The organism is Pseudomonas monteilii (genome assembly GCA_001534745.1).
Classification (GTDB): Bacteria; Pseudomonadota; Gammaproteobacteria; order Pseudomonadales; family Pseudomonadaceae; genus Aquipseudomonas; species Aquipseudomonas alabamensis.
This window is the reverse complement of record CP013997.1, coordinates 376,610-402,217: the sequence shown is the minus strand read 5'-3', so window position 1 is coordinate 402,217 and position 25,608 is coordinate 376,610. Positions and strand designations below refer to the sequence as shown.

General features: G+C 66.7%; 21 protein-coding genes. 5 read left to right on the top strand and 16 right to left on the bottom strand.

Going from position 1 to position 25,608, the window contains the following annotated elements; translation table 11 throughout:
- Positions 1-4: 4 nt before the first annotated feature.
- The 4 genes from APT63_01765 to APT63_01750 all read right to left on the bottom strand — a co-directional run bounded on the left by APT63_01765 (position 5) and on the right by APT63_01750 (position 3,261).
- On the bottom strand, positions 5-709 hold the full coding sequence (locus APT63_01765; protein AMA44445.1) for a lipoate--protein ligase: 705 nt from the start codon (positions 707-709) through the stop codon (positions 5-7).
- A 66-nt stretch (positions 710-775) separates the two neighbouring features.
- On the bottom strand, positions 776-1,612 hold the full coding sequence (gene trpC, locus APT63_01760) for an indole-3-glycerol-phosphate synthase (protein AMA44444.1): 837 nt from the start codon (positions 1,610-1,612) through the stop codon (positions 776-778).
- On the bottom strand, positions 1,609-2,658 hold the full coding sequence (gene trpD, locus APT63_01755; GenBank protein ID AMA44443.1) for an anthranilate phosphoribosyltransferase: 1,050 nt from the start codon (positions 2,656-2,658) through the stop codon (positions 1,609-1,611). Before trpD ends, trpC begins: the two co-directional genes overlap by 4 nt.
- A gap of 9 nt (positions 2,659-2,667) precedes the next feature.
- Complete coding sequence (locus APT63_01750; protein ID AMA44442.1) at positions 2,668-3,261, bottom strand: anthranilate synthase; 594 nt, start codon at positions 3,259-3,261, stop codon at positions 2,668-2,670.
- A gap of 722 nt (positions 3,262-3,983) precedes the next feature.
- On the opposite strand from APT63_01750, the gene APT63_01745 reads away from it, so the two are divergent.
- The gene (locus APT63_01745; GenBank protein AMA44441.1) at positions 3,984-5,870 is read left to right on the top strand and encodes an autotransporter outer membrane beta-barrel domain-containing protein; all 1,887 of its coding nucleotides are present in this window, start codon (positions 3,984-3,986) and stop codon (positions 5,868-5,870) included.
- Between the two features lie 61 nt (positions 5,871-5,931).
- On the opposite strand, the gene APT63_01740 is transcribed toward APT63_01745, so the two are convergent.
- The 9 genes from APT63_01740 to APT63_01700 form a co-directional block, all read right to left on the bottom strand.
- Positions 5,932-7,416 (bottom strand): anthranilate synthase, encoded by a 1,485-nt coding sequence (locus APT63_01740; protein ID AMA44440.1) that lies wholly within the window; start codon positions 7,414-7,416, stop codon positions 5,932-5,934.
- Positions 7,417-7,487: 71 nt separating this feature from the next.
- The gene (locus APT63_01735; protein ID AMA44439.1) at positions 7,488-8,306 is read right to left on the bottom strand and encodes a phosphoglycolate phosphatase; all 819 of its coding nucleotides are present in this window, start codon (positions 8,304-8,306) and stop codon (positions 7,488-7,490) included.
- The gene (locus APT63_01730) at positions 8,303-8,977 is read right to left on the bottom strand and encodes a ribulose phosphate epimerase (GenBank protein AMA44438.1); all 675 of its coding nucleotides are present in this window, start codon (positions 8,975-8,977) and stop codon (positions 8,303-8,305) included. Before APT63_01730 ends, APT63_01735 begins: the two co-directional genes overlap by 4 nt.
- A 113-nt stretch (positions 8,978-9,090) precedes the next feature.
- Positions 9,091-9,918, bottom strand: a complete 828-nt coding sequence (locus APT63_01725) for a polyamine ABC transporter permease (GenBank protein AMA44437.1) — start codon at positions 9,916-9,918, stop codon at positions 9,091-9,093.
- Between the two features lie 12 nt (positions 9,919-9,930).
- On the bottom strand, positions 9,931-11,178 hold the full coding sequence (locus APT63_01720; protein ID AMA47762.1) for a polyamine ABC transporter substrate-binding protein: 1,248 nt from the start codon (positions 11,176-11,178) through the stop codon (positions 9,931-9,933).
- Between the two features lie 72 nt (positions 11,179-11,250).
- Positions 11,251-12,285 (bottom strand): spermidine/putrescine ABC transporter substrate-binding protein, encoded by a 1,035-nt coding sequence (locus tag APT63_01715; protein AMA44436.1) that lies wholly within the window; start codon positions 12,283-12,285, stop codon positions 11,251-11,253.
- 43 nt (positions 12,286-12,328) lie between these two features.
- The gene (locus APT63_01710) at positions 12,329-13,453 is read right to left on the bottom strand and encodes a spermidine/putrescine ABC transporter ATP-binding protein (GenBank protein ID AMA44435.1); all 1,125 of its coding nucleotides are present in this window, start codon (positions 13,451-13,453) and stop codon (positions 12,329-12,331) included.
- A gap of 295 nt (positions 13,454-13,748) precedes the next feature.
- Positions 13,749-14,378: a two-component system response regulator gene (locus APT63_01705; GenBank protein AMA44434.1), complete on the bottom strand. Its 630-nt coding sequence runs from the start codon at positions 14,376-14,378 to the stop codon at positions 13,749-13,751.
- A complete protein-coding gene (locus tag APT63_01700) occupies positions 14,375-16,774 on the bottom strand; it encodes a histidine kinase (protein AMA44433.1) in 2,400 nt (799 codons plus the stop codon). Before APT63_01700 ends, APT63_01705 begins: the two co-directional genes overlap by 4 nt.
- A 93-nt stretch (positions 16,775-16,867) precedes the next feature.
- Here APT63_01700 and APT63_01695 point away from each other — a divergent pair, with 93 nt between their 5' ends.
- A complete protein-coding gene (locus APT63_01695) occupies positions 16,868-17,884 on the top strand; it encodes a hydrolase or acyltransferase (protein ID AMA44432.1) in 1,017 nt (338 codons plus the stop codon).
- A gap of 28 nt (positions 17,885-17,912) precedes the next feature.
- Here the strand turns inward: APT63_01695 and APT63_01690 are convergent, their stop codons facing one another.
- From APT63_01690 to APT63_01680, 3 genes are read right to left on the bottom strand one after another with little or no spacing between them, the layout of a single operon-like run.
- Complete coding sequence (locus APT63_01690; GenBank protein ID AMA44431.1) at positions 17,913-18,680, bottom strand: molecular chaperone DjlA; 768 nt, start codon at positions 18,678-18,680, stop codon at positions 17,913-17,915.
- A 1-nt stretch (position 18,681) separates the two neighbouring features.
- Entirely contained in the window at positions 18,682-19,353 is a 672-nt protein-coding gene (locus APT63_01685; protein ID AMA44430.1) for a mannose-1-phosphate guanylyltransferase, read from the bottom strand.
- Complete coding sequence (locus APT63_01680) at positions 19,350-20,375, bottom strand: aminoglycoside phosphotransferase (protein ID AMA44429.1); 1,026 nt, start codon at positions 20,373-20,375, stop codon at positions 19,350-19,352. Before APT63_01680 ends, APT63_01685 begins: the two co-directional genes overlap by 4 nt.
- Before the next feature lie 130 nt (positions 20,376-20,505).
- On the opposite strand from APT63_01680, the gene APT63_01675 reads away from it, so the two are divergent.
- From APT63_01675 to APT63_01665, 3 genes are read left to right on the top strand one after another with little or no spacing between them, the layout of a single operon-like run.
- Complete coding sequence (locus APT63_01675) at positions 20,506-23,328, top strand: LPS biosynthesis protein (protein ID AMA44428.1); 2,823 nt, start codon at positions 20,506-20,508, stop codon at positions 23,326-23,328.
- A complete protein-coding gene (locus APT63_01670; GenBank protein ID AMA44427.1) occupies positions 23,309-24,628 on the top strand; it encodes a molecular chaperone SurA in 1,320 nt (439 codons plus the stop codon). Before APT63_01675 ends, APT63_01670 begins: the two co-directional genes overlap by 20 nt.
- Positions 24,625-25,608, top strand: coding sequence for a 4-hydroxythreonine-4-phosphate dehydrogenase (locus APT63_01665; protein AMA44426.1), 984 nt, complete (start codon positions 24,625-24,627; stop codon positions 25,606-25,608). The genes APT63_01670 and APT63_01665 overlap by 4 nt, the downstream gene beginning before the upstream one ends.

Sequence of the window (25,608 nt, the reverse complement as noted above, 5' to 3'; positions counted from 1 at the left end):
CGGATCACTCGCTGGGCAAGGCATGGAGCACGTCCTGGTACACGCGGACGAAGTCGCGCGCCCAGGGCGCATCCGGCACCACCTCGCTCAAGGCGATATGGCTCTCGACCTGGCACCGCTGCTCCAGGGCGCAACAGGTGTTGAAGCGGTTCACGGCCTGAATCATCGAGACGCGCTCATCCTCGAGCAGCAAGGCGCCATGGACCAGCACGACCGGCCGCTTGCCACCCAGCCCCTGGCGCCAGCGCTGGGCCGTGCCGACCCACTTGCGCCCCTGGATATTGACGTTGTAGCGGCCATCGCAGAAGGCGCCTTCCACCTCGCCCAGCGACGTGTCCACGCCCCACACGCCGAGCAGCTCGCACAAGGGGAGGCACAGACGCTCGTAGGCCCGCTCGATACGGCCATGATCGCCTTCGCTGCGCGGCGCCCCATAGACCAGCGCCAGGTTGACCGTCGCTGACGATTGCGGCACGGGTTCGCCCCCGGTCTCGCGGAGCAGGATCGGCCACCCCGCGTCGGCGAGCTGCCGGCTGGCGCTCTCGAAGCCCTCCAGACGGCTCATGCGCCGGGGCATGACCAGCGCACGGTCGGTGGGCCGCCAGACTAGCAGGCCGGATTCGCGCTGCCCCTGGCACACCTCCGTCAGCAAGGCCTGCTCAGCCTGCAGACCTTGCTCCACCTCGAGGTTCAACACACCGTCCGTCATCGCGCCTCCTCGTCCATGCCGCCGTGCGGCCTCCACAATCCCTGTCGTTCGACGTAGCCGCCAGACTCAGTCCAGCGCGCCGCCCGAGCCCTGCACCGGCAGTTCGGGGAAGAACAGACGCTGCAACTCCTGCCCTGGCAACTCGGCCCGCATGAACGCCTCGCCGACCAGGAAGGCATACACCTCGTTGATCTTCATCAGGTCGACGTCGGCGCGGTTGAGCACGCCGCTCTCGGTGATCGCCAGACGGTCGCGCGGAATCCTCGGCAGCAGGTCCAGCGTGGTTTCCAGGCTGACCTCGAAGGTGTGCAGGTTACGGTTGTTCACTCCGATCAACGGCGTGTCCAGCGTAGCCAGCGCACGCTCCAGCTCATGGCCATCGTGCACTTCCACCAGCACGTCCAGGCCAACCTGCTTGGCCGTGGCGGCCAGTTCGGCCATGCGCACGTCGTCCAGCGCCGATACGATCAGCAAGATGCAGTCGGCACCCAGCGCACGGGCTTCCACCACCTGGTAAGGGTCGATCAAGAAATCCTTGCGAATGACCGGCAGGGCACAGGCCGCGCGCGCTTGCTGCAAGTACGCATCGGCGCCCTGGAAGAAATCGATGTCGGTCAGCACCGACAGGCAGGTCGCGCCCCCCTTCTCGTAGCTGACCGCGATCTCGGCCGGTTCGAACTGCTCGCGGATCACGCCCTTGCTCGGCGAGGCCTTCTTGATCTCGGCAATCACCGCCGGCTTCTTCTGCCCGGCCTGCTCGATCAGCGCCCTGGCAAAACCCCGCGGCGCATCGGCCGCGGCAGCCAGTCGCTCGAGTTCGTCCAGACCGACCCGGCGGCGGCGCTCGGCCACTTCCTCGACCTTGCGCGCCAGAATGTTCTCCAACACCGTCGGTACGCTCATGCCTCGTTCTCCTGCTTGAATACCGCGGTAAAGGCGCCCAGCTCCTGCACTTTCTCCCAGGCCAGCCCGGTGTGCAGGACGTCGTGCGCCAGGTCGACCCCCGACTTGAGACTCATGGCATGGTCGGCCGCGTACAGCGCGGCACCCGCATTGAGCACGATCATTTCGGCAGCCTTCTGTCCTTCTTCGGTCTTGCGCCGGCCCAGGGCATCGCGGATCAGCGCCAGGGATGCCTGCGGACCGTCCACCGCCAGGCCATGCAGGCTCTGGCTCTTGATGCCCAGGTCTTCAGGCTCGACCCAGTATTCGGAGATCTCGCCCTTGTTCAGTTCGGCGACGAACGTTGGCGCCGCCAGGCTGAACTCGTCCAGACCATCCTTGGAGTGCACCACCAGCACATGCTTGCTGCCCATGCGCTGCAGCACTTCGGCGAGTGGTCTGCACAAGGCCTGGCTGAACACGCCGACGACCTGATGGCGCACGCCGGCCGGATTCGTAAGCGGGCCCAGCATGTTGAACAGGGTGCGCAGCCCCAGGTCACGGCGCGGGCCGGCCGCGTGCTTCATCGCCGAATGGTGGCCCTGGGCGAACATGAAACCGATGCCCAGGGCATCGACGCAGCGCGCCACCTGAACGGGGGTGAGGTTGAGGTAGATGCCGGCGGCTTCCAGCAGGTCGGCGCTGCCGCTCTTGCCGGACACCGCGCGGTTGCCATGCTTGGCCACGGGGCAGCCTGCCGCGGCCAGCACGAAGGCCGATGCCGTGGACACGTTGAAGATGTTGGCGCCGTCGCCACCGGTACCGACGATGTCGACCACGCCTTCGGGGTTGACCAGTTCGACCTTGTCGGCCAGCTCGCGCATCACCGACACCGCCCCGACGATCTCGTCGATGCTCTCGCTCTTCATGCGCATGGCCATGAGAAAGGCGCCGATCTGCGCGTCACTGCACTGGCCCGTCATGATCTGGCGCATGACATCGCGCATTTCGTCGGTCGACAGGTCCAGCTGGCCGACGATGCGGCTCAATGCACTCTTGATATCCATGGTCTGTCCTTAGCGCTGTCCGCCGGTCTGCTTGAGGAAGTTGGCGAACAGCTCGTGGCCTTGTTCGGTCAGGATCGATTCGGGGTGGAACTGCACGCCTTCGACGTTCAGGGTCTTGTGGCGCAGGCCCATGATCTCGTCCACCGAGCCATCGTCGTGCGCCGTCCAGGCCGTGACTTCCAGGCACTCGGGCAAGGTCTCGCGCTTGACCACCAGCGAGTGGTAGCGCGTCACGGTGACCGGGTTGGCCAGTTCGGCGAACACGCCCAGGTCGCGATGATGGACGGGGCTGGTCTTGCCATGCATCACTTGTCGGGCACGCACCACGTCACCCCCGAACGCCTGGCCGATGGACTGATGGCCCAGGCAGACGCCCAGGATCGGCAGCTTGCCGGCAAAATGCCGGATGGCTTCGAGGGAAATCCCGGCTTCGCTCGGGGTGCAGGGGCCGGGAGAGACGACGATGCGCTCCGGGGCCAGGGCCTCGATCTCGGCGAGGGTCAGCTCATCGTTGCGGATGACCTTGACCTCGGCCCCCAGCTCGCCCAGGTACTGCACCACGTTGTAGGTGAAGGAGTCGTAGTTGTCGATCATCAGCAGCATGGGGCACCTGTGCACTCGAGTCGATGAGAGAAAAACCCTGGGGCAGCGACCTGCCGCGGACCTGTGTCGACCACCCGGCGCCATGCAGCGCGCAGGGCAAGCCACACACGGCTGGCAGCACGTGCGGGGATTGTCGTGTAGGGCATGGAACGGTGAATCGGCATGGGGCGTTCTCCTGGGGGTTGGAGCCGCCGTACCGGTGAGCTGTCTGGAATCTGAAACCTGCTGGCCGATGACGGCGGCAGGGTCCGGTTTCAAACCGCAACGACTTGCCGCTTCCTAGAGGAAGCGCCACCAACGGGTGAATGAAGTCGCTGCGTGACAGGTCATGCTACCTAACCATCGAGGGTGTGCGGGCATGGCGCGATGCCATGGCCTGCGTGAAATGTGGCCCGAGTATAGCGTTGCGCCGAAGCGAGCGTCGACCCCTTTTTCCGAGGTTTTCTCGCCTGTTCAAAGGCGTCGGATCTGCACCGCATCGGGCGATGACGTCTGTGCTGGATCGGTCGCCGTCGCGCCCGTTGGCAGCGGTTTTGAGCCCGATGCAAGCCGGTTTGTCCATCGGCTTGCACGATGGGTGAGTTGGGAAATTTCCTAACCTAACTTGGGAAGCGTCTCCTATCCCGGAGAAAACCGAGTGCACCAGCATGCGACGGGTCCAGCGGCCGTTTTTCCACGGTCGGCTATCGTTCCCTCACAACTCCAATAACAAGGACCGCCCCATGCGCACTCCCCCTTTCCTGCGCGCGCTGCTCGGCACGCTCATTCTGTCGGCGGGGCCCGCCCTGGCCGCCCCAACGCCTTACTCGGGCATGATCGTGTTCGGTGATAGCCTGAGCGACGCAGGGCAGTTTCCCGATGCCCAGCACCTGCCCGATGGCCTGCGCTTCACCAACCGCGGTCCGGACGGCGCCTACGGGCAGGTCTCACCGACCCTGCTGGGTCAACAACTGGGGATCGCGCCGACGGCCCTGCTGCCGTCCACCTCGCCACTCAGCCCTGCCCTGGGCCGGCCGGATGGCGACAACTGGGCGGTCGGCGGCTATCGGACCGACCAGATCCTCGACTCGATCATCGGCACCTCCTCCGTGCAAAGCCCGCAAGCCGGCATCGACCGGCAACGGCCAGGCTACCTGGCCAATGGGCGCAGGGCAGACCCCAACGCGCTGTACTACCTGACCGGGGGCGGCAACGACTTCCTGCAAGGCTGGGTCACCAGCCCGGCGGGCGCGGTGGCCGCCGCGTCTCGCCTGGCGGGCAGCGTCCAGGCCCTGCAACAAGGTGGCGCCCGCTACATCATGGTCTGGCTGCTGCCTGACCTGGGGCAGACGCCCACGTTCAGCGGCTCGCCTCTGCAAGGCGCGCTGTCCCAACTGTCCGGAGTGTTCAACCAGGCACTGGTCGGGCAACTGGGGCAGATCGACGCGCAGATCATCCCGCTCAACGTGCCAGCGCTGCTGCAAGAAGCCATCAGCGACCCGGCCGCGTTCGGCCTGGCCACCGACCAGAATCTGGTCGGCACCTGCTACAGCGGCAACGGCTGCCGACAGAACCCGGTCTACGGCGTCGATGGGCCGACACCCGACCCTGAGCGCCTGCTGTTCAATGACGCCGTGCACCCAACCACGGCAGGCCAGCGCCTGATCGCCGATTACGCCTACTCGATCCTCTCGGCCCCCTGGGAACTGTCGCTGCTGCCCGACATGGCACTGGGCAGTCTGGCGGCTCACCAGGATGCCCTGCGCAGCCAATGGCGGGCACCCTGGCAAGCAACGGGGCACTGGCAGGCGATCGTGGCCGCCAGTGGGCAGGACCTGGACATCGACGGTCAGCGCAGCGCCGCCAGCGGAGACGGTCGTGGCTATCAATTGACCGTGGGCGGCAGCTACCGCGTGAACGAGGACTGGCGGCTGGGCGTGGCCGGTGGCGCAGGGCGACAGTCGCTGGAACTCGGTGCGCAGGATTCGCGCTACCGGCTGCGCAGCTACCTGGCGACGGCCTTCGCCCAGTACGCCCACGACCGCTGGTGGGCCGACGCCGCCCTCACGGCCGGTCATCTAGACTACGACGACCTGAAGCGGACCTTCGCCCTGGGCGTCGGCCAGCGTACCGAGCACGGCGACACCGACGGCCGGGCCTGGGCCGCGATGGGCCGTCTGGGCGTGAACCTCATGCCCGAGACCAGCCCCTGGCAACTGTCGCCGTTCCTCAGCGCTGATTACGCCCGGGTCCGTGTCGCGGGGTACGGCGAGCGCAGCGACCGCTCCACGGCCCTCGACGTCGAGACACAGACGCGCACCTCGAAACGCCTGGGCGCCGGCCTGCAAGCCGGCCTGAACCTGACGCCTCGCACGCGGCTGTTCGCCGAGGTGGCACGGGAACATGAGTTCGAAGACGAGACGCAGGCGGTGACGCTAAACCTCAAGCGTCTGCCGGGCAACCGTTTCACCCTGGCCGGCCATGCCCCGGACAGCCAGCTGACGCGGGCCAGCCTGGGCATCGACCATGAGGTGGTGTCGGGCGTGCGTCTAGGCGCGCACTACGACTGGCGCAAACAGGGCGAGCTTACCCAGCAAGGGGTGAACCTGGCCCTCAGCCTGGACTTCTGACGCGGTCCATGGAGATCCGTCATGCGACGGGGGCTCAGCCCCTTCGCATGACGGACAGCGGTCACGCCTTGCGCGTGGACTGCTCGGCAAGCGCCACGGCCCGGAACATGGCGCGACGCTTGTTGATGGTTTCTTCCCACTCCAGCGCCGGCACCGAGTCGGCGACGATGCCTCCACCGGCCTGCACGTGCAGCTCGCCGTCCTTGATCACCGCGGTACGAATGGCGATCGCGGTGTCCATGTTGCCGTTCCAGGCAAAATAACCGACCGCGCCGCCATACACACCACGCTTGACCGGCTCCAGCTCGTCGATGATCTCCATGGCACGGATCTTCGGCGCCCCCGACAAGGTGCCGGCCGGCAGGATGGCGCGCAGGGCGTCCATGGCCGTCAGGTCCTCGCGCAACTGCCCGGTGACGTTGGACACGATGTGCATCACGTTGGAGTAGCGCTCGATCACCATCTTCTCGGTCAGGCGCACGCTACCGGTCTGGGACACGCGGCCGGTGTCGTTGCGGCCCAGGTCGATGAGCATCAGGTGCTCGGCGATTTCCTTCTCGTCGGACAGCAGGTCCTGCTCCAGCGCGCGGTCGGCTTCCTCGGTCGCGCCCCGTGGCCGGGTGCCGGCGATCGGGCGAACCGTGACCAGGTTGTCTTCCACCCGCACCAGCACTTCCGGCGAGCTGCCCACGACATGGAAGTCGCCGAAGTTGAAGAAGTACATGTACGGCGTGGGGTTGAACGCCCGCAGGGCCCGATACAGGTCGATGGGCGCCGCCTGGAAGTCGATCGACATGCGCTGGGACGGCACCACCTGCATGCAGTCGCCGGCCAGGATGTATTCCTTGATGGTATCGACGGCGCGCTCGTAGTCCTCGCGGGTGAAGCTGGAGCGGAACGCCGGCTCGGCGGCCTGCGGCCCGCCCAGGTCGAGGCCACGGCGCGGCAGGATCGGTTCGCGCAGCGTGGCCAGCAAGGCCTGCAAACGCGCCTGCCCTGCCTCGAAGGCCTCGTCCTGGGCCGGATCGACCAGCACGATCGCGTGCATCTTGCCGGCCAGGTTGTCGAACACCACGACCGCGTCGGAGACCATCAGCAGGATGTCCGGCACACCGAGCGGATCGGGGTTGGGGCATGGGCCCAGACGTGTTTCCACGTAACGCACGCAGTCATAGCCGAAGTACCCGACTAGCCCGCCATTGAAGCGCGGCAGGCCCGGAATGTCGGCGACCTTGTAGCGGTCCTTGAACTGTTCGACGAACGCCAGCGGGTCCTCGACGTCATGACTCTCGACCTGCACCCCGTCCTGCAGGATGCTGACCTGGTGATCGTGCACCCGCAGCACCGTGCGCGACGGCAGACCGATCATCGAATAACGCCCCCACTTCTCTCCGCCCTGGACGGACTCGAGCAGGTAGGTGTTGGGTTGGTCAGCCAGTTTCAGGTAGATCGACAGCGGCGTGTCGAAGTCGGCCAGGGTCTCGAAGGCCAGGGGAATGCGGTTGTAGCCGGCAGCGGCCAGGCGCAGGAATTCGTCGCGGGTCATGGGTCAGCCTCGTGGCAAGCAGCAATGGGTCGGGCAGGTGGAGCGGCCGGCGGTGCGCCGGCAGGCGGAAGTCAGGCGCGCCAGCGCCAGCGGGCCAGTGCCTTGATGACTTTCATCCAGAGTGTGCCGTTGACCATCACGTCGGGATCCTTGTCCTGGGAGGCGTGAAGAGGTGTCAACGTTATCCCACTGTCGGTGACGACGCAACCAGGCACCAGGGCGCGCAGGTCATCGATCACCAGGTCCGGGGATTCCTCTTCGATCGGCCGACCATGGTTGTAGCCGTAGCTCAGCGCCGCGCAGGGCACGCCTGCCGCCTTGGCCGCCAACACGTCGCTGCGCGAGTCGCCCACGAACAGCGATTCGCCCGGCTGGGCGCCGGCCATCTGCATGACCCGCAGCAGGGCGGCCGGGTCGGGTTTCTTCTGGGGCAGGGTGTCGCCGCCGATGATCCAGCGGAAATACCGGCCGAGCTTCATCTGGTCCAGCAGGGGCCCGACGAAGCGTTCGGGCTTGTTGGTGATCAGGGCCATTTCCACACCCTGCCGGTTCAGCCAGCGCAGGGTGTCGACCACACCGGGATAGAGCGTGGTCAGCGTGTGCGGCTCGTCGTAGGCCTGCATGAACAGCTCGAGCCCGTGCGCGGCGTCGGCGTCGTTCACCTGGGCATGCTCCAGGCTGCCGGCCAGGGCACGGCGCACCAGCACCTCGGCGCCGTTGCCGACCCACTGACGCACGGCCTCGAGCCCGGCAGGCGGGCGGCCCAGCGCGACCAGCATGCGGTCGACCGCGGCCGCCAGGTCCGGCACCGAATCGATCAGGGTGCCGTCCAGGTCGAACATCACAAGCTTCGGCAGCGTCCCGGGAAACAGCTGCTCGAAGCCGCTCATGGGCGGGCCTGAGCCAGTTCGGCGCGCATCTGCGCGATGACGCTCTGGTAGTCCGGCGCGTTGAAGATCGCCGAACCGGCGACGAAGGTGTCGGCGCCGGCCGCCGCGATCTCGCGGATGTTGTGGACGTTGACGCCGCCGTCGATCTCCAGGCGGATGTCACGCCCGCTGGCGTCGATCAGGGCCCGCGCCTCGCGCAGCTTGTCCAGGGTGCCGGGGATGAACTTCTGGCCGCCGAAGCCTGGGTTGACGCTCATCAGCAGCACCATGTCGACCTTGTCCATCACGTACTTGAGCACGTCCAGGCCGGTGGCCGGGTTGAACACCAGGCCGGCCTTGCAGCCGCCGTCGCGGATCAGCTGCAGCGAGCGGTCGATGTGCTGGGTGGCTTCGGGGTGGAAGGTGATGTAGCTGGCACCGGCCTCGACGAAGTCGCCGATGATGCGATCGACCGGGCTGACCATCAGGTGCACGTCGATCGGCGCGGTGATGCCGTACTTGCGCAGCGCCGTGCAGACCATCGGGCCGATGGTCAGGTTGGGCACGTAGTGGTTGTCCATCACGTCGAAATGGACGATGTCCGCCCCGGCCGCCAGGACCTTGTCGACCTCTTCGCCCAGGCGGGCAAAGTCGGCGGAAAGAATGGACGGGGCAATAGCGTAGGGCTGCATGGCGCACCTTTGGGCAGAATCACGGTGGCGCGTAGTGTAACCCAGGCACGCGGGTTGTCGCTGATCGGCGTCAACCCGGTTCGGCTGCCCTCCTCTGCCATGGCGCGGCGCGATCAGGCCGGCTGCTGGGTGCGCAGCTTCTCGCTGCGTCCGCGCAGCCACTCCAGCGTCAGCAGCAGGACCACGGAGAAGGCGATCAGCAAGGTCGCCGCCGCCGCGATGGTCGGGCTGAGGTTCTCGCGGATGCCGCTGAACATCTGCCGTGGCAAGGTGGCCTGCTCAGGCCCGGCGAGAAACAGCGTCACCACCACTTCGTCGAAGGAGGTGGCGAAGGCGAACAGGGCGCCGGAGATCACGCCCGGCGCGATCAGCGGCAGGGTCACCCGACGGAACGCCAGCAGAGGCGATGCGCCCAGGCTGGCCGCCGCGCGCACCAGGTTGTAGTTGAAACCCTGCAAGGTCGCCGACACGGTGATGATCACGAACGGCACGCCCAGCACCGCGTGCACCAGGATCAGCGACAGGAAGCTGTTGCCCAGGCCCAGCGGTGCGAAGAACAGGTAGCTGGCCACACCGATGATCACCACGGGCACCACCATCGGCGAGATCACCAGCGCCATCACCAGCGACTTGCCGGGGAAGTCGCCGCGGGTCAGGCCGATCGCCGCCAGGGTGCCGAACACCATGGCCAGCACGGTGGCCGCCGGCGCCACGATGACGCTGTTCTTCAAGGCCCGCATCCATTCGGCGGAGGCGAAGAAGTCCTGATACCACTGCAAAGAGAAGCCCTGCAGCGGGTACACCAGGAAGCTGCCGCTGTTGAACGACAGCGGCACGATGACCAGCACGGGCAGGACCAGGAACAGCAGGATCAGGCCGCACAGGATACGCAGGCCGTAGAACCAGGCCCGCTCGAGAGGCGACAGGTAAGGATGGGTCATGGCGAAGGCTCCTCAGCTCAGGCGCAGGCGGCTGGCGCCTACCAGCCAGCTATAGATCAGGTACAGCACCACGGTCGCCAGCAGCAGCAAGCCGCCCAGCGCTGTGGCCATGCCCCAGTTGATGCTGGTGTTGGTGTAGAACGCGACGAAGTAGCTGACCATCTGATCGTTCGGGCTGCCGAGCAGCGCCGGGGTGATGTAGTAGCCGATGGCAAGGATGAACACCAACAGGCACCCGGCGCCGATGCCGGCGTAGGTCTGCGGGAAGTACACCCGCCAGAAGCTGGCGAAGGGGTGGCAGCCCAGGGAGATCGCCGCGCGCATGTAGCTGGGCGAGATGCCCTTCATGACGCTGTACAACGGCAGGATCATGAACGGCAGAAGAATGTGCACCATCGAGATGTACACACCGGTGCGGTTGAACACCAGCTCCAGGGGCGCATCGATGATGCCCATGGCCATCAGCGCACTGTTGATCAGCCCGCCCGATTGCAGCAGCACGATCCAGGCCGCCACGCGCACCAGGATCGAGGTCCAGAACGGCAGCAGCACCAGGATCATCAACAGGTTGCTCTGGCGCGTGGGCAGGTTGGCCAGCAGGTAGGCCAGGGGATAGGCCAGCAGCAGGCAGATGACCGTGATCACCGCGCCCATCCACAACGTGCGCGCGAAGATGTCCAGGTAGATGGCCTGATCGGGCGTGGCCTTGGCCACCTCGCCCAGGTCATCGATCCGGTGGTCCACCGAGGCCAGCAGGTAGAACGGCGTCACCGTGCTGGTGTTGCGCCGGATGGCCTGCCAGTACGCCGGGTCGCCCCAACGCTCGTCGAGCGTCTGCAAGGCCTCCTTGTACGACGCGGGTGCCTGCTTGAAGGGCAAGGCGCGCGCCGTCTTGGCCAGCAGGCTGCGGTAGCCGGCCAGCTCCATGTTCAGGCGCTTGGACAGGTCGCCCAACGTCTGACGCTTGCGCGCCTCGGCCAGGTCCTGGCTCAGTGCCCGGTAGGCGTCCTCACCTGGCAGGCTCTTGCCATCCCAGGCCGAGACCGCTTCGACGGTCCGAGGCAGCCCGGCGACCACCTCCGGGTTGGCGACGCTCTTGAACAGCAGCGCGGCGATGGGGACCAGGAACACCAGCAGCAGGAACAGCGCCAGCGGCGCGATCAGGGCCTGGGCCTTCCAGCGGTTGACCCGCTCGGCGCGCTTGAGCCGCTGCTTGAGGGTTGGACCGGCGCCTGCGTTGACGGGCACTGCAATGGCCATGGCGAACTCCGAAATCAGAAAAGCGAGCGGCGCGGCCCCGTGCGACACGGGTCCGCGCTCCTGCGGTGTGGCTTACTTCTTCGCCGCCCAGGCATTGAAGCGTTGCTCCAGGGCCTCGCTGTTGTCGGCCCAGAAGGCCACGTCGATCTGCACCTGGTTGGCGATGTTCTGCGGCGTGGTCGGCATGTCCTGCTTGATCGCGTCGGAGAGCAGGCTCACGGCCTTGGTATTGGCCGGCCCGTAGGCGATGTTCTCGGAGTAGATCTTCTGCTGCTCGGGCTGGACCGAGTAGGCGATGAACTGCTTGGCCTGCTCCTGGTTCTTGGCACCTTTGGGAATGGCCCAGGCATCGAAGTCGTAGATGCCGCCGTTCCACACCACCTTGAGGTTGCTGTCCTTCTGCACCGCAGCGATGCGCCCGTTGTAGGCCGAGCTCATCACCACGTCGCCCGAGGCCAGGTACTGCGGCGGCTGGGCGCCCGCTTCCCACCACTGGATGTTGGCCTTGAGCTGGTCGAGCTTCTTGAAGGCCCGGTCCTGGCCTTCCTTGGTGCCGAGCACGCTGTAGACATCCTTCGGCGCCACGCCGTCGGCCATCAGCGCGAACTCCAGGGTGTACTTGGCGCCCTTGCGCAGGCCGCGCTTGCCGGGGAATTTCTCGGTGTCCCAGAAATCCGCCCAGCTGGTCGGCGCGCTCTTGAGCTTGTCGGCGTTGTAGGCCAGTACCGTCGACCAGACGAAGAAGCCGACGCCGCAAGGCTGGATGGCGCCTTTGACGTAGTCGCTCTCGTTGCCGAACAGCGCGGGGTCGAGCTCTTCGAACAGGCCTTCGTCACAGCCGCGCGCCAGCTCTGGCGACTCGACCTCGACCAGGTTCCACGACACGCTGTTGGTGTCGACCATGGCTTTGACCTTGGCCATCTCGCCGTTGTATTCGCCCGCGACGATCTTGCCCTTGCCGGCCTTTTCCCACGGCTCGTAGAACGCCTTGACCTGGGCGGCCTTGTTCGCGCCCCCGAACGACACCACCGTCAGGTCGGTCGCCGAGGCCTGGGCGGCGGCCAGCAGGCCCAGGGTCAGAGCGGTCAGTTTCAGCTGTTTGCGCATTCTTGTTCTCTCCGCAGTGCAGGGTTGGGTGAGGCAGGTGTGTTCAGTGGAGTTCGGTCACAGGGTCGAGCGCGCGGGCGTGCTCCACGGCCCAGCCCAAGGGGATGACGTCACCCACGGCCAGGGCCGGATCGAGTTCGGCGATGGGTTGCTTGACGAAGAAGTCGGCCTTGCCGCAGACCTCCAGGCGTACGCGCACGTGGTCGCCCAGGTAGATGAATTCGGCCACGCGCCCCGAGAACCGATTGACGCTGGCCTCGCTCTGCCTGCCCAGGCGAACGCGTTCCGGCCTGATCGACACGGTCACCGGCTCGCCGACCTGGCCGACGTTCACCGCCAGGGCCTCGACCTGCTCGCCCTGGGCCAGGCGCACCTGGCAGCGATCGCCGCTGCGTGCGACCAGGGTGCCGCCCAGGCGATTGTTCTCGCCGATGAAGTTGGCCACAAAGGTGTTGCTCGGCGCCTCGTACAGCGTGCGCGGATCGGCGATTTGCTGGATCTCGCCCTGGTGGAACACCGCCACACGGTCGGACATGGTCAGGGCTTCGCCCTGGTCGTGGGTCACGTAGACCACCGTCACGCCCAGGCGCTGGTGAATGTGCTTGATCTCCATCTGCATGTGCTCGCGCAGCTGCTTGTCGAGCGCGCCCAGTGGCTCGTCCATCAGCACCAGCTGCGGCTCGAACACCAGCGCCCGCGCCAATGCCACGCGCTGCTGCTGGCCGCCGGACAGCTGACCCGGGTAGCGCTTGGCGAAGGTGTCCAGCTGGACCATGCCCAGCACCCGCTTGACCCGCTCGTCGAGCTCGGCCTTGCCCATGCCGCGCACGCTGAGCGGGAACGCCAGGTTTTCCGAGACGGTCATGTGCGGGAACAGGGCATAGTTCTGGAACACCATGCCGATGTCGCGCTTGTGCGGCGGTACATGGTTGATCGAGCGTCCGGCGAGCTGGATTTCGCCGGCAGTCGGGGTCTCGAAGCCGGCCAGCATCATCAGGCTGGTGGTCTTGCCCGAACCGGAAGGGCCGAGCAAGGTGAGGAATTCGCCCTTGCGGATTTCCAGGTTGAGGTCTTTGACGATCAGCGACTCGCCGTCGTAGCTCTTCTGCACACCACGGAAGCTGACCAGCGTCTCGCCACTCGCGGCCCTCGGACTCGCCTCGCTCATACCTGCACCTTCTTGTTGGAATGACTACCGTGTACGCAGACTAGAGAAGGCCGAGCGCCAGGAAAATCGGGGCTGATGAGAGATTGCCATCATCCCGGTGGAAGGCTGGGGGTAGGGATTGCCCTACACAGCGGGCCACTCGACTGCGCAACGCAGATCCGCCAGGCACGCCTGCCGAGGGGAGAGCCGGCTTGCCGGCGATGCAGGGCCCAGTCGCTGGCAAGCTGGTGCTACAGAGGCAGATGCAAGGTTGAAGGAGCACGTGATGACGTGCGATTTGCCACGTGCTGCATGCTCACAGCAGACGATGCTCCATGGCATACCGCACCAGCTCGGCCAGCGAGTTGACCTTGAGCTTCTGCATCAACCGCGCCTTGTGCGTGCTGATGGTCTTGCTGCTGAGCGCCAGCTGATGGGCGATATCGTTGACGTTGGCGCCCTGGGCCAGACGCTCGAAGACCGAGAACTCGCGCTCCGACAGCAAGGTGTGCAGCGGGCGGGCGTCGGTCAGGCCCACTTCGAACACCATGCGGTCGGCCAGGGCCGGGTCGATGTAGCGCCCGCCCCCGGCCACCCGGCGGATGGCCGTAAGCAACAGCGCCGGATCGCTGTCCTTGGTCGCGTAGCCTGCGGCCCCGGCCTTGAGCGCACGTGCCGCCATCTGCGCCTCGTCGTGCATGGACAGCATCAGGATGGCCGGTGCCGGCGCTAGGGCACGGATCCGGGGAATCGCCTCCAGGCCGCTGCTGCCGGGCATGGAGATGTCCAGCAGGACGACGTCACAGGGCGTGTGCCGCAACGTGTCGAGCAGCTGCTCCACCGTGCTCGCCTCGCCCACCACCTGCAGGTCCTTGGCCAGGCCGATCAGTTGCTTGATGCCCTCGCGGACGATGGCATGGTCTTCGGTCACCACTACACGAATCACGGTCGTTTCTCCTGCAAGGGGATGGTCACGCTCAGGCTGGTGCCCTCGCCCGGCTCACTGTCCAGCATCAGCTCGCCGCCGAGCATCAGCACCCGCTCGCGCATGCCGACCAGCCCGAAGGAGGTGGGGCGCGGGCATTGCGGGTCGAAGCCGGCGCCGTCGTCGGTGACGGTCAGGGTCAAGTGCTCGTCCTGACAGGTCAGACCGATCTGCACGGTATGGGCCTGGGCATGGCGTATCACGTTGGTCAGCGCCTCCTGAAGAATACGGAACAGGCCCGTGGCCTTGGCATCGCTCAAGGCCGGTGGGTGATCGGGCACCTGGACCAGGCACGGGATCTGCGTGCGCGCCTCGAACCGCCGCGCCTGCCACTCGACCGCCGAAGCGATGCCCGCGTCCAGGATCGGCGGGCGCAGGGCCGAGGCCACATCCCGCACCAGCTGGAACAGCTGGGCGATCAGCCGCTTCATGGCCTCAAGGCGCTCGCCCAGGCCAGGGTCGAGCCCGGCGTAGGCCAGCTCGCACATCGACACCTCGAGCTTGAGCACCGTCAGCATCTGCCCCAGCTCGTCGTGCACCTCGCGGGCGATGTGCGCCTTTTCTTCTTCTCGCACGCTCTCCAGGTGCGCCGACAGGTCACGCAATTGCTCTTGGGAGCGCGCCAGGGCCAGCTCCGCACGCTTGCCCTGGGTGATGTCCCAGACGATTCCGTCCCACACCACCCGGCCATCGTCCAGGCGCCGGCTGCTGGCCTTGATGTCGGCCCAGCGCTGCTCGCCGTTGCGGGTCAGGATGCGTCCCTGCCACGACCAGTCCTGATCGTGGGCCAGCGCCAGGTCCTGCACGCGATGATAGTCGGCGCGGTCCTCAGGGTGCACCAGGTTTCGCAGGCCCATGCCCGGTGCCTGGATGGCGGCAGGTGCGTAGCCGACCAAGGCCTCGCTGCCTTCGCTGATGTAGGGAAACTCCAGCTCGCCCTCGGCCGGGTCGCGTTCGAGGCGAAACACCAGCCCCGGCACGTTGCCGGCGATGCCCTTGAGTCGCGCCTCGCTTTCCCGCACAGCCTCGACAGAACGTCGGCGCTCGGTGACGTCGGTCATGAACACCACCAGGTATTCCGCGTCGCGAAAGCGCAGGAAACTCAGCGACAGGTCGACCGGCAGCAGGCTGCCGTCCGCTGCCCGGCAGTGGATGCCGACCGGCTCGGCCGGGTCGCGACCGGCGCGGGCCTGGTTCCACACGGCGAGCCAGCGGTCCATGTCCAGCGTCGGGTCCAGGTCGCGCAAGGTGCGCTCCAGCAGCGACGGCGTCGCGTCGCCGAACAGGCGCTCGGCCGCCTGGTTGGCATAGCGGATCCGGCTGTCCCAGGTGATCCAGAGAATGCCGACGGTGTTCTGGTCGATGGAGAACTGGCTCAGGCGCAAGGCCTCCTCGCGGGCCTGACGCTCGATCAACTGGTCACGCAACGCGGACACTTGGCGCTCGGCCTGGCGAACCTGGCGTCGCTGCCACGACAGCGTGGCCAGGCCGACCAGCAACAGCAGGCCGAACAGGCAGGCCAGGTTGCGCCAGAACTCGGTCGACTCGCCCACCGGAGACGCGGGCGGTTGCAGCCAGCGGTGATGCAGCCGCTCCAGCGTCTTGGCCGGCATGGCTTGCAGCCCCTGTTCGAGGATGTCGGCCAGCATCGGCCAGTCGCGACGCGAGCCCAGGCGCAGCAGCTGTGGCAGGCCGACATCGCCCATCACCGCCAGGTCGGTGAACTCGCCCTCGCGGGACAGGCGGCCGAACTGCGCTTCGTCCAGCACCGCATAGCTCGCCTGCCCGCCGACCACGCTCTGCAGGGCCTCGCGCTCGTCCGGCACGCCTTGCAGGTTGAGGCCAGGGTAGGTCGTGCGAAGGGCATCGGCGAGGGCGCTCGGCATGCGCACGGCCACGCGCACCTCGGCGCCCAGGCGCTCCAGATCGACCTGGGTCGCCCCGCCTCGCAGGCCGACCAGCCGCTGGGGAATCCGCATGTAGGGGTCGGAGAACAGCCACAGGCGTAAGCCCGCAGGCGTCTGGACCTGGCCGGGCGCGAAGTCGATCTCGCCGGCCTGAAGCGCACGCTCGAGCGCCGCCTGGTCGGGGAAGTGCCGCCAGGTCAGGTCGAGAGACAGGGCCTGGGCCAGCCAGCCGACCAGCTCCACGTTGGCGCCGTAGAGCTGCTGCAGGCGTCGGTCGAACTGCGCATAGGGCGCCTGCAGCACCAGCCCGACACGCAGGTCGCGGTGCGTGTCGAGCCAGCGCTGCTGGACAGGTTGCAACGTGACCTGCGCCGGGGGCGTGGTCGCGGCGACGACCAGCCAGGGCAACAGCCACCCACCCACGATCCACAGCCAACGCATTCGCTTCATCTGTCTTGTTCGTCCTGGCGCATCGACCTTGGCGTGGCCGACTGCGGAAAATACGATTAGGCTGGCGGTAACATTCTGGCCTGGGAGAGCGCCATGTCCACACTGTACCGCACCGCGCTCGGCATGCTTTGCCTGACCTCACTGTTCGGCCTGGGCGCACACGCCGCCGACCCGTCGCCTGAGGCCAGCCCGACGCCCGATGCCAGCACGGCGCCAGCGCCGGCGCCCACGCGCCCGCCCCTGCTCGAACGCAGCCAGGAAGAGGCCGCAGCGCTCGAACGCCAGGTCCCCAAGGCTGAACAGCAGACGCTCGACGCCGGCGAGGAACACTTCCTGGCCCTGTGGAAGCCGGCCAATAGCGGCGACCCCAAAGGCGCGGTGATTCTCGTCCCAGGCGCGGGCGAGACGCCCGACTGGCCACGCTCGGTGGGGCCTTTGCGGCAGAAATTCCCCGACGCCGGCTGGCACAGCCTGAGCCTGTCGCTGCCCGACCTGCTGGCCGACGCTCCCCAGGCGCGCGTGGAGCCCTCTCCCGCCCCGCCCAAGGCTGCAGGTCAGGACGAGCAGGCGCCAGCCAAGGACACCCCTGCCGACGCCAACGCCAATGTCGCCCAAGCCACGGCACCCGATGCCGACGTGGCCGAAAGCACCGATGCCGTCGACGCCAGCGACCAGAACGATGCGGCGGACGCGGCGCGCATCTTCGCCCGCCTCGACGCGGCCGTGGCCTTCGCCCAGCAGCAGAATGCCCGCACCGTGATCCTGCTCGGCCATGGCAGCGGCGCCTATTGGGCGGCGCGCTACATGAGCGAGAAGCAACCGGCGCAGGTCGCCAAACTGGTGCTGGTCTCGCCGCAGACCCCGGCGCGGGTCGAGCATGGACTCGACAGCCTGGTGCCGACCCTCAAGGTACCGACGGCGGACCTGTACTATGCCACCGACGAGCAGGCTCGCCGTGCGGCGGCCCAACGCCTGCAGATCAGTCAGCGCGAGAAGGACAGCACCTACCGGCAGATGCTGCTGATCGCCTTGCCGGGCAACCTGGCGGTCGAACAGGAGCAGCTGTTCCGACGCATCCGCGGCTGGCTCAGCCCCCATGGCGCCAGCTGAGCCGGCTGCATCCCGGCCAGCGCGCCGCTCAGCGAGCCTGGCGTGACTTGACCAGGGCATAGGCCTGGTGCAGTTCACGGGTGCGCTCGGTGGCCTGACGGACCTGGGCCTCGGTAGCACCGCTACCGGCCAGCTTGTCGGGGTGATGCTGACTCAACAGCCGACGGTAGGCGTGCTTGACCTGCTGGGCGCTGGCCGTGTCGGAGACCCCCAGCAGCCGCAAGGCCGCCCTGTAGTCCAGGCCCGCAACAGGGGCCGGCGTACTGGCGCGAGGCTGGTAGTCACGTCCCAGGGCCCTTACCTGGGCCAGGCTCAGCCCCAGCGCCTGCCCCCAGCTCAGCAGCAGTTCACGCTCCCGGGAACCCGCCTGACCATCGGCCCAGACCATGCGCCAGCATGCCCGTACCGTCCCTTCGGCGGCATGGGCCTGGGCATTCAGATGACGCAGGTAATGGGCCAGGCGGTCCTTGCCAGCCTTGCCACGGTTGAAGGCCGCGATTGCCCGCTGGCGTCCCGGCTCGTCAAGACCGAGCCGGGCCATTTCGTCGCGCGCCTGACGGATGTGGGGTTCGCCGACCCGACCGTCCTGCTTGGCCAGGCGCCCCAGCAGGACGAACAGCAACTCGTCGTCCTGCAGCCGGGAGCGACCTGCCAGCCGCTCGCGCAGATCGCCCCAGCCCTGGACCCGCCAGCGGCGATCCAGCACCTGGCCCAACAGTCCGCCGAGCAGCGCCCCTGGAATGCTGGCGACGGCGAACCCGGTCCCGGCGCCCAGCAACGTGCCTGGCCACCACACCTCAGGTGCGCTCCGCGAGCACGCGCTCGACCTGGGCCAGGCGCTCGAGCGTGCCGACGTCGATCCACTGCCCAGGATGGTGTTCGCCACTCACCTGCCCCTGCGCCATCGCCTGGCGCAGCAGCGGGGCCAGCTTGAAGGCACCGGCCTGGCAGCCGTCGAACAGCGCCGGGTGCAGCACCGACAGCCCGCTGAAGGTCAGGCGCGCACCCTCCCCCGAGGTGTCGCTGACCCGATCCTGTGCCAGGCTGAAATCGCCCTTGGCGTGATGCTCGGGGTTGTCGACCAGCACCAGGTGGGCCAGCCCGGCCAAGGGTCGGCGCAGGCGGGCCAGGTCGTAATCGGTCCAGACATCGCCATTGATCAGCACGAAAGGCTGGTCACCCAGCAGCGGCAGGGCCTTGAAGATACCGCCGCCGGTCTCCAGCGGCTCGGCCTCGGCCGAATAGGCGATGCGCAGGCCCCAGCGGCTGCCATCGCCAAGATGGTCCTCGATCTGCTGCCCGAGCCAGGCATGGTTGATGACCACCTCGTCGAACCCGGCAGCGGCCAGACCGTGCAGGTGATACTCGATCAGCGGCACGCCCGCCACCGGCACCAGCGGCTTGGGGGTGTGCAGGGTCAGAGGCCGCATGCGCTCGCCCTTGCCGGCGGCGAGGATCATCGCCTTCATGGACGCGCTCCGGCCGCAGCCTGCCACTCGCCGATCAGACCCTGCAGCTCGGCCAGCTCGGGACGCCGGGCAATCACTTCTTCTATATAGGCGAAGAACCGCGGCACGTCGGCCAGGTAACGCGGCTTGCCGTCGCGATGGCAGATCCGCGCGAAGATGCCGATGACCTTCAGGTGCCGTTGCACGCCCATCAGGTCGCTGGCGTGGTGAAAGGCCTCGAACGTCGGCTGCACGGGAATCCCGGCGGCCCGGGCCTGCTCCCAGTAATCATGCAGCCAGCCTTCGACCTTGGCGGACGGCCAGCTGAGGAAGGCATCCTTGAACAGGCAGGTGATGTCGTAAGTGACCGGGCCATAGAGCGCGTCCTGGAAATCCAGCACGCCAGGGTTGGGCGTGCTGAGCATCAGGTTGCGCGGCATGAAGTCGCGGTGCACCAGCACCTGGGGCTGGGCCAGGGCACTGTCGATCAACTGCTGACAGACACGCGCCCAGGTCGCCTGCTGTGCGGCGGTCGGGGTAAGGCCCAGCTCACGGCCGACGTACCACTCCGGGAACAGCTGCAGCTCGCGGCGCAGCAGCGCATCGTCGTAGCAGGGCAATGGCGCGTCATGCGGCAGGCGCTGGATGGCCAGCAGAGCGTCGATGGCGTCGGCGAACAGCGCATCGGCGTTGTCCGCATCGATCACGTCCAGGTAGGTCTGCAGGCCCATGTCCCCGAGCAGCAGGAAGCCACGCTCCAGGTCCTCGGCGTGCAGGACAGGCACAGGCACCCCGGCGCTGGCCAGCAACCGGTCGATCTCGACGAACGGTCGGCAGTTCTCCTGGGGTGGCGGGGCGTCCATCACTACGAACGAGCGGCCCTCGCCCTGCCAGCGGAAGTAGCGGCGGAAGCTGGCGTCGCTGCTGGCGGCGCTCAGCGTACCCGGGGGGACGTCGCCCCAGCCTTCGCGTGCGTAGAGCAGGCGCAGCGCATCATCGAGCCATTGGGTGAGGTGTTGCAGGCGTACATCGTGTTCGGGCATTACGTGGGTCTCCGACGGCCCTAGCCGTCAAGCGGGTCATGCTTTATTATCCAGCATCTTTTTCAGACCATCGAGAGGCGTGCGGCCCCACACGCGGGCAGATGGCACGCAGGAAGCCCGGACTAATAAGATGGCATTGAAATCCCCCGCGTTTCGTAGAAAGTTCCCGTTGCTGGTGACAGGCGGCCTGCTGGCGCTGCAACCTCTGGCCACGCCGTACGTGGTGGCTGCCGAGCAGTTCGACTGCCAAGTGTCCGCCTCTGGAGGCTGGGACTGCAACCCCAAGACCCCGGCTGCCACGCTGCCGCCACGCCCCGTCCACATGGGCGCCGCCCTGTCGTCCGGCACCGCCGCGCGCGACAGCGACGCTGGTGAGTCCACGTCCGACGACGAGGCCTCCAAGCCGGAGCTGGTCACCGAGAGCAAAGGCCGTGGCCTGAAATCGCGCAGCGAAGACTACAGTCACCTCGACTGGGTCCCGCGCGAGAAGCTCACCCCTGCGCAGCTGGCCGAGACCGGTCCTTATTGCGGCGGCGCCTACATCGAGCCGACCCGTCCAGGCATGAACGACAGCACGCCCAAGGACGAGTCGCCGACCTACCTGAACGCCAAGGTCTCCCGCTACCAGCAGGAGCAGCAGATCGCGACCCTGGCCGGTGACGTGGTCATGCGCCAGGGCAGCATGCAGCTGCAGGCCGACGAAGCCAACCTCTACCAGACCGAGAACCGCGGCGAGCTCAAGGGCAACGTCAAGCTGCGCGACAACGGCTCGCTGGTGGTCGGCGACAAGGCCCAGGTGCAGCTCGACACCGGCGAAGCCCAGGTCGACAACGCCGAGTACGTGATGCACAAGTCGCGCATCCGCGGCAGTGCGCTGTACGCCAAGCGGGGCGAGAACGCCATCATCCGCTTGAAGGATGGTACGTACACCACCTGTGAACCGGGCAGCAATGCCTGGCAGCTCAAGGGCAACAACATCACGCTGAACCCGGCCACCGGTTTCGGCACCGCGACCAACGTCACCCTGCGGGTCAAGGATATTCCGGTGTTCTACACGCCGTATATCTACTTCCCGATCGACGACCGTCGCCAGTCCGGCTTCCTGCCGCCGTCGTTCAGCAGCAGCAGCGACACCGGCTTCACCCTGGTCACGCCGTACTACTTCAACCTGGCGCCGAACTACGATGCCACGTTGTACCCGCGCTACATGACCAAGCGCGGCATGCTCGTCGAAGGCGAATTCCGCTACCTCACCGAATCCAGCGAAGGCCAGATCGGTGGCGCCTACCTCAACGATCGGGATGACGACCGCAAGGACCAGACCGATTACAAGGACCAGCGCTGGATGGTCAACCTGCAGCACAAGGGTGGCCTGGACGATCGCCTGATGACCGAGGTGAACTACACCGACATCAGCGACCCGTTCTACTTCCAGGACCTGGAGTCCGATCAGATCGGCGTCGAAGACAAGGACATCCTCGACCAGCAGGGCGCCGTCACCTGGCGCGGCGACACCTACACCGCGCGCCTGAACCTGCATGCCTACGAGATGGCCACCATCTCGCAGATCACGCCGTACGACCGCCTGCCGCAGATCACCTTCAACGGCATGCTGCCGTACCACCCGAACGGCCTGGACTTCAGCTACGAGACCGAGGCCGTGCGCTTCGAGCGTGACCTGAAGAACGATTTCGTGTTGGACAAGGACGGCAATCCGGACACCAGCGTGGGCATCCCGGGTCGGCGCCTGGATCAGAACGTCACCGGTATCGCCCGGGCCAATGGCACGCGTCTGAACGTCGCACCGGCCATCAGCCTGCCGATGGAAGCCAGCTACGGGTTCATCACGCCCAAGCTCAAGTACGCTTATACCCAGTACGATCTGGACCTGGACAGCCAAGGCAAGCAAGACGCCATCACGCAGGCGAACGATCCTGCCTACGGCAACTACAGCAGCTCGATCAGCCGCAGCGTCCCGATCCTCAGCGTGGACAGCGGCCTGTACTTCGACCGCAACACGCAGTTCTTCGGCACCAACTACCGTCAGACCCTCGAGCCGCGGCTGTTCTACCTCTACGTCCCGTACAAGGACCAGAAGGACATCCCGATCTTCGACTCGACGGAGAACACCTTCAGCTACGCGTCGCTGTTCCGCGACAACCGCTTCGCCGGCACCGACCGCATCGGTGACGAGAACAAGCTGTCGCTGGGCCTGACCAGCCGCTGGATCGAAGACAACGGCTTCCAGCGTCAACGCGTGAGCATCGGCCAGGCGCTCTACTTCAAGGATCGCAAGGTCCAGCTGCCGGGCATCAACTACCGCGATCGCCAGAACGCACGGTCGGACGTCTCGCCATACGCCCTGGAATACGAATACGCCTTCAACCGCGACTGGCGCTTCAACTCCGATTTCAACTGGGATCCGGACAGCCGCAGCACGCAGTCGGGCAGCGCGATGTTCCACTACCAGCCGGAAGACAACCCGAACAAGGTGGTCAACCTCGGCTACCGCTACCGCAACGACATGGTCACCTACGACTCGCTGACCGGTAAGTGGAAAGTGGGCGGTGGCGACTACGGTCAGCCGGGCGATCCGAACTACATCAAGGACTACTACAAGATCCAGCAGCATGACTTCTCGGTCATCTGGCCGATCGTCCCGCAGTGGAGCGCGATCGCACGCTGGCAGCACGACTACAACCGCAACCGTACCCTGGAAGCCTTCGGTGGTTTCGAGTACGACAACTGCTGCTGGAAACTGCGCGTGATCAACCGGTACTGGATCGACTATGACGATTACAGCCAGGCGATCCCACAGAACGAGAAAGGCGACCACGGCATCTTCCTGCAAGTCGTGCTCAAGGGCCTCGGCGGTGTAGTGGGCAAAAAGGTCGAGTCCTTCCTCGACCAGGGCATTCAAGGTTACCGCGAACGTGAAGACCAAGCTTTTTGATCGAATCCGCCCAGCGCTGCTGGGCCTCGCCATGCTGAGCGGCGCGGTGCATGCCGCGGTTCAGCCCCTGGACCGTGTCGTGGCCATCGTCGACAACGACGTGGTGATGCAGAGCCAGCTGGACCAGCGTACCCGCGAGGTGCAGCAGACCATCGCCAAGCGTGGCGGCGGTGTGCCGCCCGCCAGCGCCCTGCAGCAGCAGGTCCTGGAGCGCCTGATCGTCGAGAACCTGCAACTGCAGATCGGCGAGCGCTCGGGCATCCGCATCACCGACGAGGAACTGAATCAGGCCATCGCCACCATTGCCCAGCGCAACGGCATGACCCCGGATCAGTTCCGTGCGGCGCTGACCCGCGACGGCCTGTCCTTCGACGACGCTCGCGAGCAGGTTCGTCGCGAGATGGTGATCAGCCGTGTGCGCCAGCGCCGGGTGGCCGAGCGCATCCAGGTCTCCGAGCAAGAAGTGAAGAACTTCCTCGCCTCCGACCTGGGCAAGATGCAGCTGTCGGAAGAATTCCGTCTGGCCAACATCCTCATCCCCACGCCTGAAAGCGCCAGCTCCGATGCCATCCAGGCGGCGGCTCGCCAGGCCGGCGAGGTCTACCAGCAACTACGTCAGGGCGCCGATTTCGGCCAGCTGGCCATCGCCCGTTCGGCGAGCGAGAACGCGCTGGAAGGCGGCGAGATGGGCTGGCGCAAGGCCGGCCAGTTGCCACCGGACTTCGCCAAGATGCTGGCGAGCATGGGCACGGGTGACATCACCCAGCCGATCCGCATCCCCAACGGCTTCATCATCCTGAAGCTGGAAGAGAAGCGCGGCGGCGCCGCCAACGTGCTGCGCGACGAAGTGCACGTACGCCACATCCTGATCAAGCCGAGCGAGATCCGCAGCGAAGCGGCGACCCAGCAACTGGCCGAGCGTCTCTACGAGCGCATCAAGAACGGCGAAGATTTCGCCGAACTGGCCAAGAGCTTCTCGGAAGACCCGGGCTCCGCGCTCAACGGCGGCGACCTGAACTGGGTCGACCCGAACAGCCTGGTGCCAGAGTTCCGCGAGCAGATGGCAAACGCGCCGCAAGGCGAAGTGACCCGTCCGTTCCGTACCCAGTACGGCTGGCACGTGCTGGAAGTGCTGGGCCGCCGCGCCACCGACAGCACCGAACAGGCGCGCGAACAGCAAGCCCTGAACGTGCTGCGCAACCGCAAGTACGATGAAGAGCTGCAAACCTGGCTGCGTCAGATCCGCGACGAAGCCTACGTCGAGATCAAGCTGCCTGGCGCCGACCAGGCCGCGCAGTGACCCCGCTGCGTTTCGCCGTCACGCCGGGCGAGCCGGCCGGCATAGGTCCTGACCTGTGCCTGCTGCTCGCCGCACAGGCCCACCCCCACGTCCTGATCGCCATCACCAGCCGCGTCCTGCTCCAAGAGCGGGCCGCCCAGCTGGGGGTGGCGGTCGACGTGCGCGCGGTCGACCCACAGGCCTGGCCCACGCACCCCGCACCGGCAGGCAGCCTGTACGTCTGGGACACGCCGTTGGCGAACCCGGTACGCGCAGGTCAGCTGGACACGGCCAACGGGCTTTTCGTGCTCGAGACCCTGACCCGCGCTGCTAAAGGCTGCCTGGCCGGCGACTTCGCTGGCATGATCACCGCACCGGTGCACAAGGGCGTGATCAACGACAGCGGCATCGCGTTCTCGGGCCACACGGAATTCCTGGCCGACCTGACCGCCACCGAGCAGGTGGTGATGATGCTGGCCACCCGTGGCCTGCGCGTTGCCCTGGTGACCACTCACCTGCCCTTGCGTGACGTCGCCGACGCCATCACGGCCGAGCGCCTGGAGCGCGTGACGCGCATCCTGCACGCCGATCTTCGCGACAAGTTCGGCCTGCCGCAGCCGCGCATCCTGGTCTGTGGTCTGAACCCGCACGCCGGCGAAGGCGGCCACCTGGGCCGCGAAGAGATCGAGCTCATCGAACCGACCCTCGAACGGCTGCGCGGCGAAGGCATGGACCTGCGCGGGCCGCTGCCGGCCGACACCTTATTCACCCCCAAATACCTGGAGCACTGCGACGCGGTGCTGGCGATGTACCACGACCAAGGCCTGCCGGTCCTCAAGTACAAAGGCTTCGGCGCTGCGGTCAACGTGACGCTGGGGCTGCCGATCATCCGCACGTCGGTGGACCATGGCACGGCCCTGGACCTGGCCGGCACCGGTCGGATCGACACCGGCAGCCTGCAGGTCGCGCTGGAAACCGCCTACCAGATGGCCGAGAGCTGA

What these genes read in the sequence shown, in the direction of transcription:
- APT63_01765 (AMA44445.1), bottom strand. Translation starts at nt 709, where the DNA reads ATGACGGACGGTGTGTTGAACCTCGAGGTGGAGCAAGGTCTGCAGGCT.
- trpC (AMA44444.1), bottom strand. Translation starts at nt 1,612, where the DNA reads ATGAGCGTACCGACGGTGTTGGAGAACATTCTGGCGCGCAAGGTCGAG.
- trpD (AMA44443.1), bottom strand. Translation starts at nt 2,658, where the DNA reads ATGGATATCAAGAGTGCATTGAGCCGCATCGTCGGCCAGCTGGACCTG.
- APT63_01750 (AMA44442.1), bottom strand. Translation starts at nt 3,261, where the DNA reads ATGCTGCTGATGATCGACAACTACGACTCCTTCACCTACAACGTGGTG.
- APT63_01745 (AMA44441.1), top strand. Translation starts at nt 3,984, where the DNA reads ATGCGCACTCCCCCTTTCCTGCGCGCGCTGCTCGGCACGCTCATTCTG.
- APT63_01740 (AMA44440.1), bottom strand. Translation starts at nt 7,416, where the DNA reads ATGACCCGCGACGAATTCCTGCGCCTGGCCGCTGCCGGCTACAACCGC.
- APT63_01735 (AMA44439.1), bottom strand. Translation starts at nt 8,306, where the DNA reads ATGAGCGGCTTCGAGCAGCTGTTTCCCGGGACGCTGCCGAAGCTTGTG.
- APT63_01730 (AMA44438.1), bottom strand. Translation starts at nt 8,977, where the DNA reads ATGCAGCCCTACGCTATTGCCCCGTCCATTCTTTCCGCCGACTTTGCC.
- APT63_01725 (AMA44437.1), bottom strand. Translation starts at nt 9,918, where the DNA reads ATGACCCATCCTTACCTGTCGCCTCTCGAGCGGGCCTGGTTCTACGGC.
- APT63_01720 (AMA47762.1), bottom strand. Translation starts at nt 11,178, where the DNA reads ATGGCCATTGCAGTGCCCGTCAACGCAGGCGCCGGTCCAACCCTCAAG.
- APT63_01715 (AMA44436.1), bottom strand. Translation starts at nt 12,285, where the DNA reads ATGCGCAAACAGCTGAAACTGACCGCTCTGACCCTGGGCCTGCTGGCC.
- APT63_01710 (AMA44435.1), bottom strand. Translation starts at nt 13,453, where the DNA reads ATGAGCGAGGCGAGTCCGAGGGCCGCGAGTGGCGAGACGCTGGTCAGC.
- APT63_01700 (AMA44433.1), bottom strand. Translation starts at nt 16,774, where the DNA reads ATGAAGCGAATGCGTTGGCTGTGGATCGTGGGTGGGTGGCTGTTGCCC.
- APT63_01695 (AMA44432.1), top strand. Translation starts at nt 16,868, where the DNA reads ATGTCCACACTGTACCGCACCGCGCTCGGCATGCTTTGCCTGACCTCA.
- APT63_01685 (AMA44430.1), bottom strand. Translation starts at nt 19,353, where the DNA reads ATGAAGGCGATGATCCTCGCCGCCGGCAAGGGCGAGCGCATGCGGCCT.
- APT63_01680 (AMA44429.1), bottom strand. Translation starts at nt 20,375, where the DNA reads ATGCCCGAACACGATGTACGCCTGCAACACCTCACCCAATGGCTCGAT.
- APT63_01675 (AMA44428.1), top strand. Translation starts at nt 20,506, where the DNA reads ATGGCATTGAAATCCCCCGCGTTTCGTAGAAAGTTCCCGTTGCTGGTG.